This window comes from Dokdonella sp. (genome assembly GCF_036518555.1).
Classification (GTDB): domain Bacteria; phylum Pseudomonadota; class Gammaproteobacteria; order Xanthomonadales; family Rhodanobacteraceae; genus Dokdonella_A.
Genome location: NZ_DATDMY010000093.1, coordinates 59,125 through 71,146, shown reverse-complemented (window position 1 = coordinate 71,146; position 12,022 = coordinate 59,125). Strand labels below are relative to the sequence as shown.

Here is a 12,022-nt window from a genome sequence, read left to right as displayed (position 1 = left end):
CCGGGCATGACCCGGCTGACCTTGCCCTTGTAGATGTTGCCGACATAGCCGCGGCGGCTCGCCCGCTCGACGTGGACCTCCTGCAGCATGCCGTTCTCGACCAGGGCGACGCGCGTTTCCCGCGGGGTCACGTTGATCAGGATTTCTTCGGACATGTAAGCACTTGGAGAATAAAATTGAAGCGACTTATAGCTGCGCGGCGCCCCGCTTGTCGAATACGGGTCGTCACGCGGCGGGGCATGGTTGCAGAGCTACCTTTCGGCCCGCCGTCAGCAGCGCGCGCGTCCCCGGGCGGGATCCGGTCCGCCCGGCGGCGGGGCCCGGCCATGTAGACTTGCGCGGATCGCCCCTCATGCTCGCGGTTGCACGTTTGCGTTACCGTACCGGCAACACCCTGATCGACCTCGATGCACGGGAAATCCGCCGCGACGGAGTGCCAGTGGAAGTCGAGGCGAAGGTGTTCGACCTCATCGCCCTGCTCCTGCGCGAACGCGGACGCGCACTCGACAAGCGCGAACTCAACGCGGAGCTCTGGGGCGACCGTCCGGTCACGGATGCGGCACTCTCCCAGCAGCTGCGCAAGGCGCGGCGCGCCCTCGGCGACGACGGCGACGCGCAACGCGTGATCCGCACGGTGCACGGCCGCGGCTTGCGCTGGGTCGGCGACGTGGTCGAACTCCCCGACGATCCGCCTGCCGCGTCGCCTCCCCCGGAGGCACCGGCCGCTGCGTTGCCGCATCGCGTGCACCGCCTGCACCGGCGCCTCGTCGCCGCGGCCGCGCTGTTCGCGCTGGCCGTCGCACTCGCCGGCACCCTCGCTTACCGCAGCGCGTTGCGTCCCGGCGGCGACGAAGGGCCCGCGGGAACGCGCATCGCGATCCTGCCGCTCGAGGACGACAGCGGCGACGACGGCCTTGGATGGACGCGCGCGGGACTCATGGGTCTCATGGCCAGCCTTTTCGCCGAGGACGGCCGCGTCGACGTGGTCGCGGCGAAGGACGTGCTCGCCAGCGATGTCTCCACCCGCGCATCCGATGCGGGCGGCGCGGCGGCGGTGCGCGCCGCATTCGGTGCGACGCACCTGGTCGCCACCCGCCTGCGCAGGGTAGGCCCCCTGTACGAGCTCGAGGTGCGCCTCGTCGCCGCGGGCTCCGCCGACCGCAGCGAGACGCTGCACGGCAGCGCACCCGCTCCGCTCGCGGTCGACGCGGTGACCCAGGTGCGCCGATGGCTCGACCTTGCGCCGCTGCCCGACGTGCGCAGCAAGGGGATCGCCAGCGCGTTTCTCGCCGAGGCGTATGCGCGTGGCCTCGACGCGCAATTGCACGGCGACACCGCCGGCGCGCGCAAATACTTCGAGATCTGCCTCGATCAGGACCCCGGCCTCGCCTGGCCGCGTCTTGGCCTCGCGATCGCACAAGGCGCCGCCGGCGACGCGCAGGCGAGCGAAGCGAACGCCGCGAAAGTCGCCGCCGCAGCGCGCGAAGCCGGCGACGAGGAACTGCTCGTCGCGGCGGAACGCCAGCTCGGTTCGCTCGCATTCCGCCGCGGCGATCTCGACGGCGCCGCGCGTCATCTGCAGGCGGCACTCGCCGACGTGGCGGAGAATCGGCCGTTCGTGCTCACCGACCTGCTCGTCGCGCAGGCGTCGGTCGAGGACGAGCGCGGGCATTTCGACCTGGCACGCACGCTGTTCGAGCGTGCACTTGCGCTCGCGCGCACGACCGGCAGCCGGCGTGGCGAGGCGCTCGTGCTGGTCAACTTCGCGGCCATCGACAACGGTGCCGGCGACGCGGCCGCGGCGGCGGCGAAACTGCGCCAGGGCCTCGACGCCGCGCGCGCGGCCGGCGACGCCACGCTCGAGGGCAATACGCTCGCGAACCTCGGCGCCGCCGAGGCGAACCAGGGCCGCCTGCTCGACGCGGCGACGTTGCTCCAGCAGGCACGCGCACTCGCGCGCCGTCGCGGCGACGTTCAGCTCGGAGTGCTCGCGAGCCTGCAGCTGCTCGGCGTACTCGCGCCCTTCGACCGCGGCGCCGACGTCGATCGCCTCGCGCGCCAGATCGGCGACGCGGCGGAACGCCAGCGCAATCCGTACTGGCGCGCCGAGCTCGCCTGGGCGCTCGGGCTGCGCGCCGCGCGCCGCGGCGACTACGCCGATGCGCTGCGGCACTACGAGGAGGCGCGCGCGGTCTACGCCGAGGCAGGCATCGCGCGCAGTCTCGCGCCGATCCTCGCCGACATCGTCGATGCCGCCGCCGCGGGCGGCGATGCGCCGGCGGCCCACGCGGCGGCCGACGCGTTCCGGGCGATCGCGCGCGCGGACGCACGCGCCTGGGCCGCCTGGCTGCCGCTCCTCGACGCGCAATTGCGCCACGTCGACGGCGACGCGGCCGGCGCCCTGGACGATCTCGCCGACCGGCTCGACCGCGCTCCGGGCGCGATCGGACCGGCGGCGCAGGCGAGCCTGTTCCAGCTTGGTCGCTGGCAGCTCGCGAGCGGCCGGTCCGACGACATCCTGCTTCGCGAAGCCTGGAAACCGTGGCTCGAGCAGCACCCGCAAGCCATCGCATTGCGCATCGCGGCGCTGCGCGCCGCCCATCGCACGGCGGAAGCGGACGTCGAGCAGGCGCGCCTCGAGCGCCTCCGGCACGCACCACAACTCGACGTCGACGACCTCGTCTCGCTGGCCCCCTGACGTTCGTACGCGGCGAGGCTGGCGCCGCGATGCACGCCGACGCTACGCTAGCGACGTGCCGAAAGGCGCCCGCCGGCCCGGCGGCGACCGCCACGACCAGTCACCCTCTCGATGCGATGATGGGCGCAGCAATCCCGCAGGACGCCTCCTACCGCTACCGCTTCGCCGATGTCGTGATCGAGCCGGAAGGCCGCCGCGTCTTCGTCGCCGCACGCGAACGCGCGGCATCGCGACGCGCGTTCGACCTGCTGCTGACGCTGTGCGAATCGCCGGGCCGGGTGCTCTCGCGCGACGAACTGACTACGCGGCTCTGGCCCGGTGGCCAGATCGTCTCCGACGAGGCGCTCACGCAGGCGATCTTCCGCGCCCGCGCCGTGCTCGGCGCGCAAGGCGAACGCATCGTGACCGTGCGCGGTGTCGGCATCCGCTTCGACGCGGACGTGCAACGCGAGGCAGCCGCGGTCGCCGCATCCTCCCCTGTTGTCGCGTCCTCTGCCGCCGACACGTCACGCGAGGGCGAGCGACTCGCCGCTACGGTGCCTTCGCCGATTACGGCAGGCGACGTCCCGGCGGATCCGGCGCGTGCGGCGCGACGCGTACGCGTGATTGCGTCCGTCGGCACCGCCTTGGTCCTCGCGCTGATCCTGCTCGCGCTTGCCGTCCACGCGTGGCCGCGCGGCGCAGCGTGGATCGATGCGGGCTATGGCATCCGTGGCGGCGACGTGCACGCCGCGCGCGCCGACACGGTGCGCCTGCTCGCGGACGCGATGCGGCACGACAACGGCGGCGACCGGGCGCGGGCGCGCGCCCTGCTCGAAGCGCTCGACGACAGCGATGCGCGAACGCCGTGGCCGCCGCTGCTGATCGGCCTGTGGGCGGTCGGCGCCGGCGACGCGGCCGACGCGCAGCGCTGGCTGGCCCGTGCGAGGGATCGTGCAGCGCCGCTGCATGACGCCTATGTCAATGCCGTGCTCCGCTACGCCGAGGCCGAACGCGACGGCGCTCCGGCCGACATCATCCGCTACGCGGGCGCCGTGCTCGACCTGCGCCCGCAGGCGTGGCGAATGCATCTGGCGCGCGCGCACCTCAAGTACTACCAGGGCCTGCGCGAGGCCGCACTCGCCGAGATCCGGCAGATCGACGTCGACGCGCTCGGCAACCGCAAGCTCGAGGCCGCGCTCGCCGACCGGGCCTCGTTCGGGGACGTCGCCGGCGCGCAAGCCGTGCTCGATCGCCTTCCGCGCACGACCGATGCAGCGGCCTGGGACTACCTCGCGGGCCGCATCGCGTGGAGCCGGGGCGATCGCCAGGCGGCACGCGCCGCGTGGGAACGCGCCGCGGACGAAGCACAGAAGAACGGTCGCAGCGACATCGGCAACCGCGCACGCGCGAACGCCGGCCTTGCCGCGATGCTCGATGCCGACCCGGCAGGCGCGATCGACCACTTCGAGCGGGCGCGCATCGGCATGACCGAGGCCGGCTGGGTCGTCGACGAAGTCGACCTCTCGCTGTTGCTCGCCCAGCTGCAGATGGTGCGGGGCAATGCCGCGGCGGCGCGCAAGGAGTTCGAGCGTGCGCTCGACGTCGGCCAGCGCAACGGCGACGGCACGGTCGCGAGCCTCTGCGCGCTCATCGGACTGCGCCTGTTCCCGGACATCACGCCGAACCTGTCCTCGACCCCACCGACCGTGCGGTCGCTCGCGACCGCGCGCAGCGCCCTGCGGGCCGGCGACCGAACCACCGCGCGCGAGGAACTCGCCGCCGCGCGCCGCCAGGGCGTGCTCGACCTGCCGTTCGCCGACGAGGCGCGGCTGCTCGCCGCCGAACTCGGCGAGCCGGTCGAACAGGAAAAGGCGCTCGACCCACCCTATCCGCCGCTCGCCGTCGCCGGCGCCCGGGTCGCGCTGGCGTCGATCGTAGCCGCCCGCGAAGCCGCACCGGGCGGCGCAACCAACGGATTGGAAAGGAAATAATGATCGCGTGATTGGGCCGTCGTGCGCCGGTCAGGCGACGCGGGGTGCGCATCGACATCCTGCGCCTCGCCGCCTACCCGGCGAATCGAGAGTCGTCCGTGATGTTTCGCATTCCCCTGTTGTTGCTGCGCGGCGCCACCGCCGTGTTGCTCGCCCTGCCCGCGTTCGGCCACGCGATGACGCGCTGCGTCGCGACACCGCAGGCCCTCGTCGCCGCCTTCAACGACGCCGTCGCCTCGACCGATCCGATCGTGCTGATCAAGTTGCGCGAGGGCGAGTACGATCTCGCCGATGCGACCGCGCTGCCGCTGCTCGGCCTCTCGCGCACGAACCAGATCGTCGAGGTTTCAGGCGGCTGGACGGACGGCGCTTGCACGAACCATCGACTGGGCCACGACACCACCGTGCTGGTCGCACGCTCGACGCAGAAGGCACTCTCGTACAACGTGCAGGCGAGCGGCGGGGCCCTGCTGTACATCCACGATCTCGCCATTTCGAGTCCGGACGGCACGGTGCCCGGCAACGGGTCGTGCCTGCTCGGCTGGACGGCCGCCGGCAACAGCACGACGATCGAGCGCGTGCGTCTGACCGCATGTCGCGGCGGCGTGCAGAGTTCGTCGGCATCCGGCGAACTCGACAACAAGGGCGAGCTCGTGCTGCGCGACCTCGTCGTCGACGGCGGCAACGCGGAGTTCAACGGCGGCCTTGGCATCTATACCACCGGCAGCGGCATCACCCGCCTCAACCACCTGACGGTCACCGGCAACCAGTCGCGCGACCCTGCATCCACGGTCAACGGGCTCGCGCTGCACAATTCGCCCGACGCGAGCACCGAACTCGCCAACAGCGTGACCTGGGGCAACGGCGCCGGACGCGCCGACCTCTACCTCGCGGGCGGCAACCACTGGCTCACGCGCGTGCATTCCGGAAGCCGCGACGGCAATGCGCCAGCGGGCGACAACACGCCGAGCACGGGCGATCCGGGCTTCATCGGGAGCGGCAACCCGCGCCTGCGCCCCGATTCCATCCTCGTCGACAGCGGTGTCGCGAATCCCGCCGGCGGCAGCGGCAGCTACGACGCGGATGGTCGTCCGCGCGTGCAAGGCGCGGCCGTCGACGTCGGCGCATTCGAGTTGTCCGACCTCCTCTTCAGGAACGGCTTCGATCAACCGTGACCACTCCGGGCTGCGCGGTCGGCATGGCGCGGCTCACCGATATCCCGAACCCTTCGAGAGTACCCGTCATGTCCACCCGCTCCACGCATCCTCGCGCGTCGCTCATGGCCGCCCTCGCGCTGTGCCTGCCGGCGTTCAGCCCCGTCCACGCCGCGGTCTTCTGCGTCGCCACCGGCGCGCAACTGGACGACGCGCTCGCCTCGGCGGCGACCAACGGCCATGACGACGACGTGCGCATCGTCGCGGGCACGCTGACCGGCAGCCACTGGCCGACCGGCGACGTCCGCTGGGAGTACTACGCACGCAGCTCGGACCTCGTCGCGGCGTTGGACGTGTCGGGCGGCTGGAACGACGCCTGTTCGAGCCAGGTGTCGACCGCCGAGAGCACCGTGCTCGATGCCCAATCCAAAGGGCCTGCGCTCGTGTTCCATGGCGACACGATCAACGGCGACGGCCTCGGCGGCCGCATCTCGCTGCGCAACCTCACGATCGCCGACGCGAGCGACACCCATCTCGACTACGACGGCGTCGCGCTCGACTACCAGGGCGACTTCCCCGGCGGCGGCTTGACGATGGAGCGCGTGGTGATCGTCGGCACCGACGTCCTCTACACCGGCGCGGGCGCCGGCGGACCCGGGCGCGTCGTTCGCGTGAACCAGTCCGCCACGGGCCAGGTGAAGATGATCGGCAACGTGATCGCGTCGAACATCGCTTACGTCGGCCACAGCTCGATCGTTCACGTGGCCTGCTCCGTCGATTCGTTGTGCTCGTTCAACAACAACTCGATCCACGACAACGTCGCGGGCGACGACCAGGTTCCGTACGCGCTGAGCCTCGGCGGCACGATCAGCGCGGCCAACAATGTCGTCGCCAGCAATTTCGCGACGACGATCTACGGCGGCGTGCAGGCCGGCCCGTACGGCAGCCGCGCGCTGACGCTGCGCAACAACCATTTCGAAACGGACTGGTTCGACGGCGAGTACCTGGAACAGGCCACGACGCACGGATCGGCGCAGTGGACGCAAGTCGGCGTATACCGCACGCCGAACGCCGTTTCACCGCTGCGCGACAGCGGCGTCGGCAATCCGTTCGGCGGCATCGGCAGCCTCGACGCCGCGGGCAATCCGCGCGTGCAGCACGGCATCGTCGACCGCGGCGCGATCGAGGCCGAGCCGGTGCAGAACTCGGGGCCGTCGCTGGACCTGCTACCACAGTACACGGTGCCGGCGAGTCTCGCGGTCGGATCGATCGTATTCGTGGCGAGCTTCAACGACGACGGACTTCCCGGCCCGCTCTCCTTCAGCTTCTCGCAGACGACCTGCCCCGGGCTGTTCGCGATCGACGATGCGGGCTCGGTAACATTGGCCGCTCCGGTGCCGGCCGGCCTGTCCGGCTGCGCACTCGAAGTGGAGGTCAGCGACGGCGAGTTCTCCGATCTCGCGCAGACTACCGTGCTGTTCGACGGCAATGACGTCATCTTCGCGAACGGTTTCGACGGCTGATTGCACGACCCAGGTCCGCGACGCCCACACCAGGTCCGACGCACGAGGCGAGAACCACGACATGCACGACGACGACATACAGCGGGTACGCGAGAGCTACGCCGCCCTCGGCGATCCCGACGAACTCGGTCGCCGCTTCTACGCGACGCTGTTCCGCCTGCGCCCCGACACGCGCCGTCTGTTCCCGGTCGACCTCGATGCGCAAGTGCGCAAGCTCGTCGACATGCTCGCGTCGATCGTGCGCGGGCTCGACGCGCCGGACCGTCTCGCGCAGGAGTTCGCCGGGCTCGGTCGGCGCCATGTCGGCTACGGCGTGCGCGAGGACGATTACGACGACGTCGGCGCTGCCCTGCTGATCGCGCTGCACGAGCAGTTCGGCGAAGCGTTCACGCCCGAGCTCGAGCATGCCTGGGCGGCCGTGTACGGCGACCTCGCGGAGGCGATGATCGCCGAAGGGTCGGTGCGTTCGCCCTGAACGTCGGCTCAGGCGCTTTCGAAGCGGCGCAGCAGCACCGAGGTCTCGTGCAGCGGCAGGCCCATGACGGCCGAATGGCTGCCGTCGAGGCGGCGGACGTATGCGGCGGCGTGGCCCTGGATCGCGTACGCACCGGCCTTGCCGAAGGCTTCGCCGGTCGCGACGTAGTCGGCGATGTCGGCTTCCGACATCGGCGCGAATTCGACCGTCGAAACGCTCAGCGCATGCTCTTCACGACCCGCGCTGACGCACCACACCGCGGACAGCACGCGATGGCTGCGGCCGGACAGGCGCCGCAGCATCGCCGCCGCGTCCGCGGCGTCGGCGGGCTTGCCGAACACCTCGTCGTCGAGCACGACTTCGGTGTCCGCGCCGATCACGACCGCCTCGTGCACGGCGGCCACCTGCAGCAGCCCCGCGCCGGCCTTCTCGCGCGCGACGCGGCTGACGTAGTCTTCGGGTGTTTCGTTCGGCTCGCGGCGCTCGGGCACGTCGACGTCGAGGACGTCGAATGCGCGGCCGATCTGGCGCAGCAGCTCGCGTCGGCGCGGCGACTGGGAGGCGAGAAAGAGATGGATCGGCATGCGGGTCCGTGCGCTCGAATGCCGTCGTCGACGGCGCGGGCGGACTATACCCGTTGCGGCGACGCGCATGCCGCAGTCGGCTCACGCGAACGCCGTCGCATCAGCCGACGATCGTCTCCGGCCGGTCGCCCGTCTCGCGGCGCTGCTCGTCCTTCTGCAGGGCCTGGAACGCCTCGCGCTGCATGCGCTCGAGTGTCTTGACGAAATCGGGCGAACTCGCGTCGAGGTGGTCGAGCCCGAGGCTCTTGAGGATGTCATAGCTCATGGAGTCCCCCTGAGACTCGCGGATCGTTCGCGATGGGCGCTGCAAGTTCCGTGCCCCTTCGGCCGCGCGCCGCTCCGCGCATTCCCGTTCGCACGCTGCGCCGTACCTGACAGGACGCGCGCGAATCTGACATTCGCCGAGGGCGCGGCTTCAGCGGATCGTGGCGCGACGTTCGGGTTTGCAGTACGTGCTCGTGCAGACGCCGAGCCCTGGGATCGCCTTCGCGATGCAGTCGCTCCCGCTGCGAACGGCGACGAGCGCGCCGAGCAGCGGAAACAGCGCATGCAGGCCTGCGAACGACACGTGGCAGAGATGGGCGATGCGACTCATGGCGGACTCGGACCAGGCGATGCACGAGCTGAAGCAAAGCCCGGGCCAACCGTCCGCGACGAAACTCCTGCGAAAGGCGCCCGCGCGATGCTGCGATCGTTCGGCGCCCCGAGGGCGCACGCGTCATCGTCGAGCGAATGATCAAGTCCTCCGAATTCCACCTTCGCGGCGGCCGCTCCGGCGTGTTGCTGATCCACGGCCTCACCGGCACGCCGACCGAAATGCGTTTCGTCGGCAACGGCCTGCACCGCGCCGGGTTCAGCGTACTCGGCATGCAGCTCGCCGGTCATTGCGGCGACGACGCCGATCTCCTCGCGACCGGCTGGCGCGACTGGTATGCGAGCGTCGTCGAGGCCGCCGGCCGCTTGCGCGAGGACGTGGACCACCTGTTCGTGGCCGGCCTCTCGATGGGCGCGATCCTCGCACTCAAGCTCGCGATCGACCGTCCGCACGCGGTCGACGGCCTCGCCCTGTACGGCACGACCTTCTTCCACGACGGCTGGGCGACGCCTCCGGTCGGTAGATTCGCGTTCCTGCTGCCGCTCGTGACCTCGCTCGGCTTCGGCCGCGGGATGGTGTCGGCGGAAGTCGAGCCGTACGGCATCAAGGACGAGCGAATCCGCCGCCGCGTCGTCGGCGCGATGCTGTCCGGGGACAGCCAGGCCGCCGGCCTCGCCGGCTTCCCGTGGCGCTCGCTCGCCGAGTTCCAGCGCCTCTCGCGCACGGTGCGCAGGCAGCTCGGCCGCGTGCGCGCGCCGTGCTTCGTCGCCCACTCGTCCCACGACGACGTCGCCTCGCTGCGTAACGTGCGCATCGTCGAACGCGGCGTGCGCGCCCCGGTCGAAACACTGCTTCTGGACGACAGCTACCACATGGTCACGGTCGACCAGGAACGCGCCAAGGTCATCGAACGCTCGGCGGCGTTCTTCCGGCGCGTCGCAGACGGACGCGCGCCCGAGCCGTTGCAGGGCGCGCGCCTCGCCGCCGCGATCGAGTGATGGCGACCGCGACGGTCGCCCCGGGCGCGGAATACCGCAACCTGCTCGAACCGCCCGGGTTGGTCGGACACTTCCTCGCCCATCCGCCCGATGGATTCTCGGCCGTCGTGATGCCGTCGGGCACGCCCGCATTCGTCGCACCCTTCGACCTGCTGACGACCGCGGACGCTGCGCTGCGCAAGCGCGTATCGGCGTTGCCGCTGTATCGCTGGTGGAGCCGCTGGCTGCGCCCGCGCACGTGTTTCGTCGGTACGACCGTTTCCGAATACGCCCTGTTCCCGCGTGATGCGGACGCGTGCGTCCTCGTCGAGGAGTGGCTCGCCGGGCACGCGGCGCGCCAGCCGTTCCTCATCGTCAAGGACATCCCGCAGGAGTCGCCGCTGCTCGACCAGGGGAGCAATGGCCAGGCGCGCGCGATCGCCGACGCCTGCGAGCGCGCCGGCTTCGTCCTGCTCGAAGGACAGGCGCTGGCCTGGGTGCCGATCGACTTCGAATCCGTCGACGAATACCTCGCGCGGCTGTCGCCTTCACGTCGCAAGGACATCCGCCGCAAGCTGCGCGCGCGCGGCGGCCTCTCGATCGAGGAAATCACGACCGGGCCCGCGTTCGCCGACGCGACCCTGCGCGAGGCGTGCTACGCGCTGTACCTCGAGGTGTATGCGCAGAGCGAGATCCAGTTCGACCGCCTCAGCCGCGCCTTCTTCGACGCACTGCTGCAGGACCGCGACTGCGGCGGGGTGGTGTTCGTCTATCGGCACGCGGGGCGCATGATCGGCTGGAACCTTTGCTTCGAGGTCGGCGAGGCGCTCGTCGACAAGTACGTCGGCTTCTCGTACCCCGCCGCACGCGAGCACAATCTCTATTTCGTGAGTTGGATGCACAACCTCGAATACGCGCGCCAGCGCGAACTGTGCTGCTACGTCGCCGGCTGGACCGATCCGCAGATCAAGGCCTACCTCGGCGCGCGCTTCACCTTCACGCGCCATGCGGTGCGCCCGCGCAGCCGCGTGCTGCGCGCGCTGCTGCGCCGGGTCGCGCCACATTTCGAGAGCGATCGCGCGTGGGCGGACACGAAGGCCGGGACCGGAGTCGAGCTTGGCCGCGCCGATCGTCCTTGATTTCGACCGCTCGGTCGGCGCCCTGCCCGGCGCGCTCGTGCTCGACCTCGCCGATCGGCAGGAGGCGATCCGCTTCGGTTGCTCGCTGCGCATGATGCGCGCGCTCGCCGCGGAGCTCGAGGCACGCGTGCCACGCGAACACGGCACGGTCTTCCTCGGCAGCGGCGACTACCACCACGTGAGCTGGCCGCTCATCGAGCGGCGCGCGGCGAGCGCCCCGTTCGACGTCGTCGTGTTCGACAACCACCCCGACAACATGCGCTTTCCGTTCGGCGTGCACTGCGGCTCCTGGGTGCGCCAGGTCGCGCTGCTGCCTTACGTCGCGCACGTGCACGTGCTCGGCATCGGCTCCGCCGACGTCTCGCGCGCGCATGCGTGGGAGAACTACCTGACGCCGCTGCGCCGGCGCAAGCTCACTTACTGGACGATCGGCGTCGACACGCGCTGGGCGGCGCGCTGGGGCCTCGCGCATGCGTTCCGCGCGTTCGACACGCGCGCGGCGCTGATCGACCGCTTCGTCGAGGAACAGCGCGGCGCGAAACACGCGATCTACCTCTCGATCGACAAGGACGTGCTCGATCCCGCGATCGCGCGCACCAACTGGGACCAGGGTCGCCTGCTCGACACCGACCTGTTCGCCGCGATCGACGCGTTGCACGGCCGCCTGGTCGGCAGCGACGTCACCGGCGACGTGTCCGCCTACCGCTACGCGAGCTGGTGGAAGCGCAAGCTCAGCGCGCTCGACGAGCAGCCCGGGATCGACCCCGCCCAGCTCGCGGCCTGGCAGGCGCAGCAGCATGCGCTGAACGTGCGACTCCTCGCGCACCTCGACGCGGCCGCACGCTGAGGCCGGCCCGGCAAGGCGGCCGCGCCAGCGGCCTGGCGAGGTGCCGTCGGGAGGCGA

At 71.1% G+C, this 12,022-nt stretch carries 11 protein-coding genes and 1 pseudogene; 8 read left to right on the top strand and 4 right to left on the bottom strand.

The window, feature by feature from the left end:
- A pseudogene (locus VI238_RS06035) lies at positions 1-155 on the bottom strand (Rne/Rng family ribonuclease); the annotation flags it as partial.
- Positions 156-352: 197 nt separating this feature from the next.
- Here VI238_RS06035 and VI238_RS06030 point away from each other — a divergent pair.
- The 5 genes from VI238_RS06030 (at position 353) to VI238_RS06010 (ending at position 7,823) form a co-directional block, all read left to right on the top strand.
- On the top strand, positions 353-2,698 hold the full coding sequence (locus tag VI238_RS06030; RefSeq protein ID WP_331649490.1) for a winged helix-turn-helix domain-containing protein: 2,346 nt from the start codon (positions 353-355) through the stop codon (positions 2,696-2,698).
- 119 nt (positions 2,699-2,817) lie between these two features.
- Positions 2,818-4,671, top strand: coding sequence for a winged helix-turn-helix domain-containing protein (locus VI238_RS06025; RefSeq protein WP_331649488.1), 1,854 nt, complete (start codon positions 2,818-2,820; stop codon positions 4,669-4,671).
- 101 nt (positions 4,672-4,772) lie between these two features.
- A complete protein-coding gene (locus VI238_RS06020; protein ID WP_331649486.1) occupies positions 4,773-5,846 on the top strand; it encodes a choice-of-anchor Q domain-containing protein in 1,074 nt (357 codons plus the stop codon).
- Between the two features lie 68 nt (positions 5,847-5,914).
- A complete protein-coding gene (locus VI238_RS06015) occupies positions 5,915-7,348 on the top strand; it encodes a cadherin repeat domain-containing protein (protein ID WP_331649484.1) in 1,434 nt (477 codons plus the stop codon).
- Positions 7,349-7,409: 61 nt separating this feature from the next.
- Positions 7,410-7,823, top strand: a complete 414-nt coding sequence (locus VI238_RS06010; RefSeq protein WP_331649482.1) for a globin domain-containing protein — start codon at positions 7,410-7,412, stop codon at positions 7,821-7,823.
- Positions 7,824-7,831: 8 nt separating this feature from the next.
- Here VI238_RS06010 and VI238_RS06005 read toward each other — a convergent pair whose 3' ends face one another.
- From VI238_RS06005 to VI238_RS05995, 3 genes are all read right to left on the bottom strand, one after another.
- A complete protein-coding gene (locus VI238_RS06005) occupies positions 7,832-8,407 on the bottom strand; it encodes a Maf family protein (RefSeq protein WP_331649480.1) in 576 nt (191 codons plus the stop codon).
- 100 nt (positions 8,408-8,507) lie between these two features.
- On the bottom strand, positions 8,508-8,672 hold the full coding sequence (locus VI238_RS06000; protein ID WP_331649478.1) for a hypothetical protein: 165 nt from the start codon (positions 8,670-8,672) through the stop codon (positions 8,508-8,510).
- 150 nt (positions 8,673-8,822) lie between these two features.
- Entirely contained in the window at positions 8,823-9,002 is a 180-nt protein-coding gene (locus VI238_RS05995) for a hypothetical protein (protein ID WP_331649476.1), read from the bottom strand.
- Positions 9,003-9,139: 137 nt separating this feature from the next.
- On the opposite strand from VI238_RS05995, the gene VI238_RS05990 reads away from it, so the two are divergent.
- From VI238_RS05990 to VI238_RS05980, 3 genes are read left to right on the top strand one after another with little or no spacing between them, the layout of a single operon-like run.
- Positions 9,140-10,000, top strand: a complete 861-nt coding sequence (locus tag VI238_RS05990; protein ID WP_331649474.1) for an alpha/beta hydrolase — start codon at positions 9,140-9,142, stop codon at positions 9,998-10,000.
- Positions 10,000-11,118, top strand: a complete 1,119-nt coding sequence (locus tag VI238_RS05985; protein WP_331649472.1) for a peptidogalycan biosysnthesis protein — start codon at positions 10,000-10,002, stop codon at positions 11,116-11,118. The genes VI238_RS05990 and VI238_RS05985 overlap by 1 nt, the downstream gene beginning before the upstream one ends.
- Positions 11,096-11,965, top strand: a complete 870-nt coding sequence (locus VI238_RS05980) for an arginase family protein (protein WP_331649470.1) — start codon at positions 11,096-11,098, stop codon at positions 11,963-11,965. Before VI238_RS05985 ends, VI238_RS05980 begins: the two co-directional genes overlap by 23 nt.
- The last annotated feature ends 57 nt before the right edge of the window (positions 11,966-12,022 follow it).

What these genes read in the sequence shown, in the direction of transcription:
- VI238_RS06005 (WP_331649480.1), bottom strand. Translation starts at nt 8,407, where the DNA reads ATGCCGATCCATCTCTTTCTCGCCTCCCAGTCGCCGCGCCGACGCGAG.
- VI238_RS05985 (WP_331649472.1), top strand. Translation starts at nt 10,000, where the DNA reads ATGGCGACCGCGACGGTCGCCCCGGGCGCGGAATACCGCAACCTGCTC.
- VI238_RS06030 (WP_331649490.1), top strand. Translation starts at nt 353, where the DNA reads ATGCTCGCGGTTGCACGTTTGCGTTACCGTACCGGCAACACCCTGATC.
- VI238_RS06015 (WP_331649484.1), top strand. Translation starts at nt 5,915, where the DNA reads ATGTCCACCCGCTCCACGCATCCTCGCGCGTCGCTCATGGCCGCCCTC.
- VI238_RS05995 (WP_331649476.1), bottom strand. Translation starts at nt 9,002, where the DNA reads ATGAGTCGCATCGCCCATCTCTGCCACGTGTCGTTCGCAGGCCTGCAT.
- VI238_RS06000 (WP_331649478.1), bottom strand. Translation starts at nt 8,672, where the DNA reads ATGAGCTATGACATCCTCAAGAGCCTCGGGCTCGACCACCTCGACGCG.
- VI238_RS06020 (WP_331649486.1), top strand. Translation starts at nt 4,773, where the DNA reads ATGTTTCGCATTCCCCTGTTGTTGCTGCGCGGCGCCACCGCCGTGTTG.
- VI238_RS06025 (WP_331649488.1), top strand. Translation starts at nt 2,818, where the DNA reads ATGGGCGCAGCAATCCCGCAGGACGCCTCCTACCGCTACCGCTTCGCC.
- VI238_RS05990 (WP_331649474.1), top strand. Translation starts at nt 9,140, where the DNA reads ATGATCAAGTCCTCCGAATTCCACCTTCGCGGCGGCCGCTCCGGCGTG.
- VI238_RS06010 (WP_331649482.1), top strand. Translation starts at nt 7,410, where the DNA reads ATGCACGACGACGACATACAGCGGGTACGCGAGAGCTACGCCGCCCTC.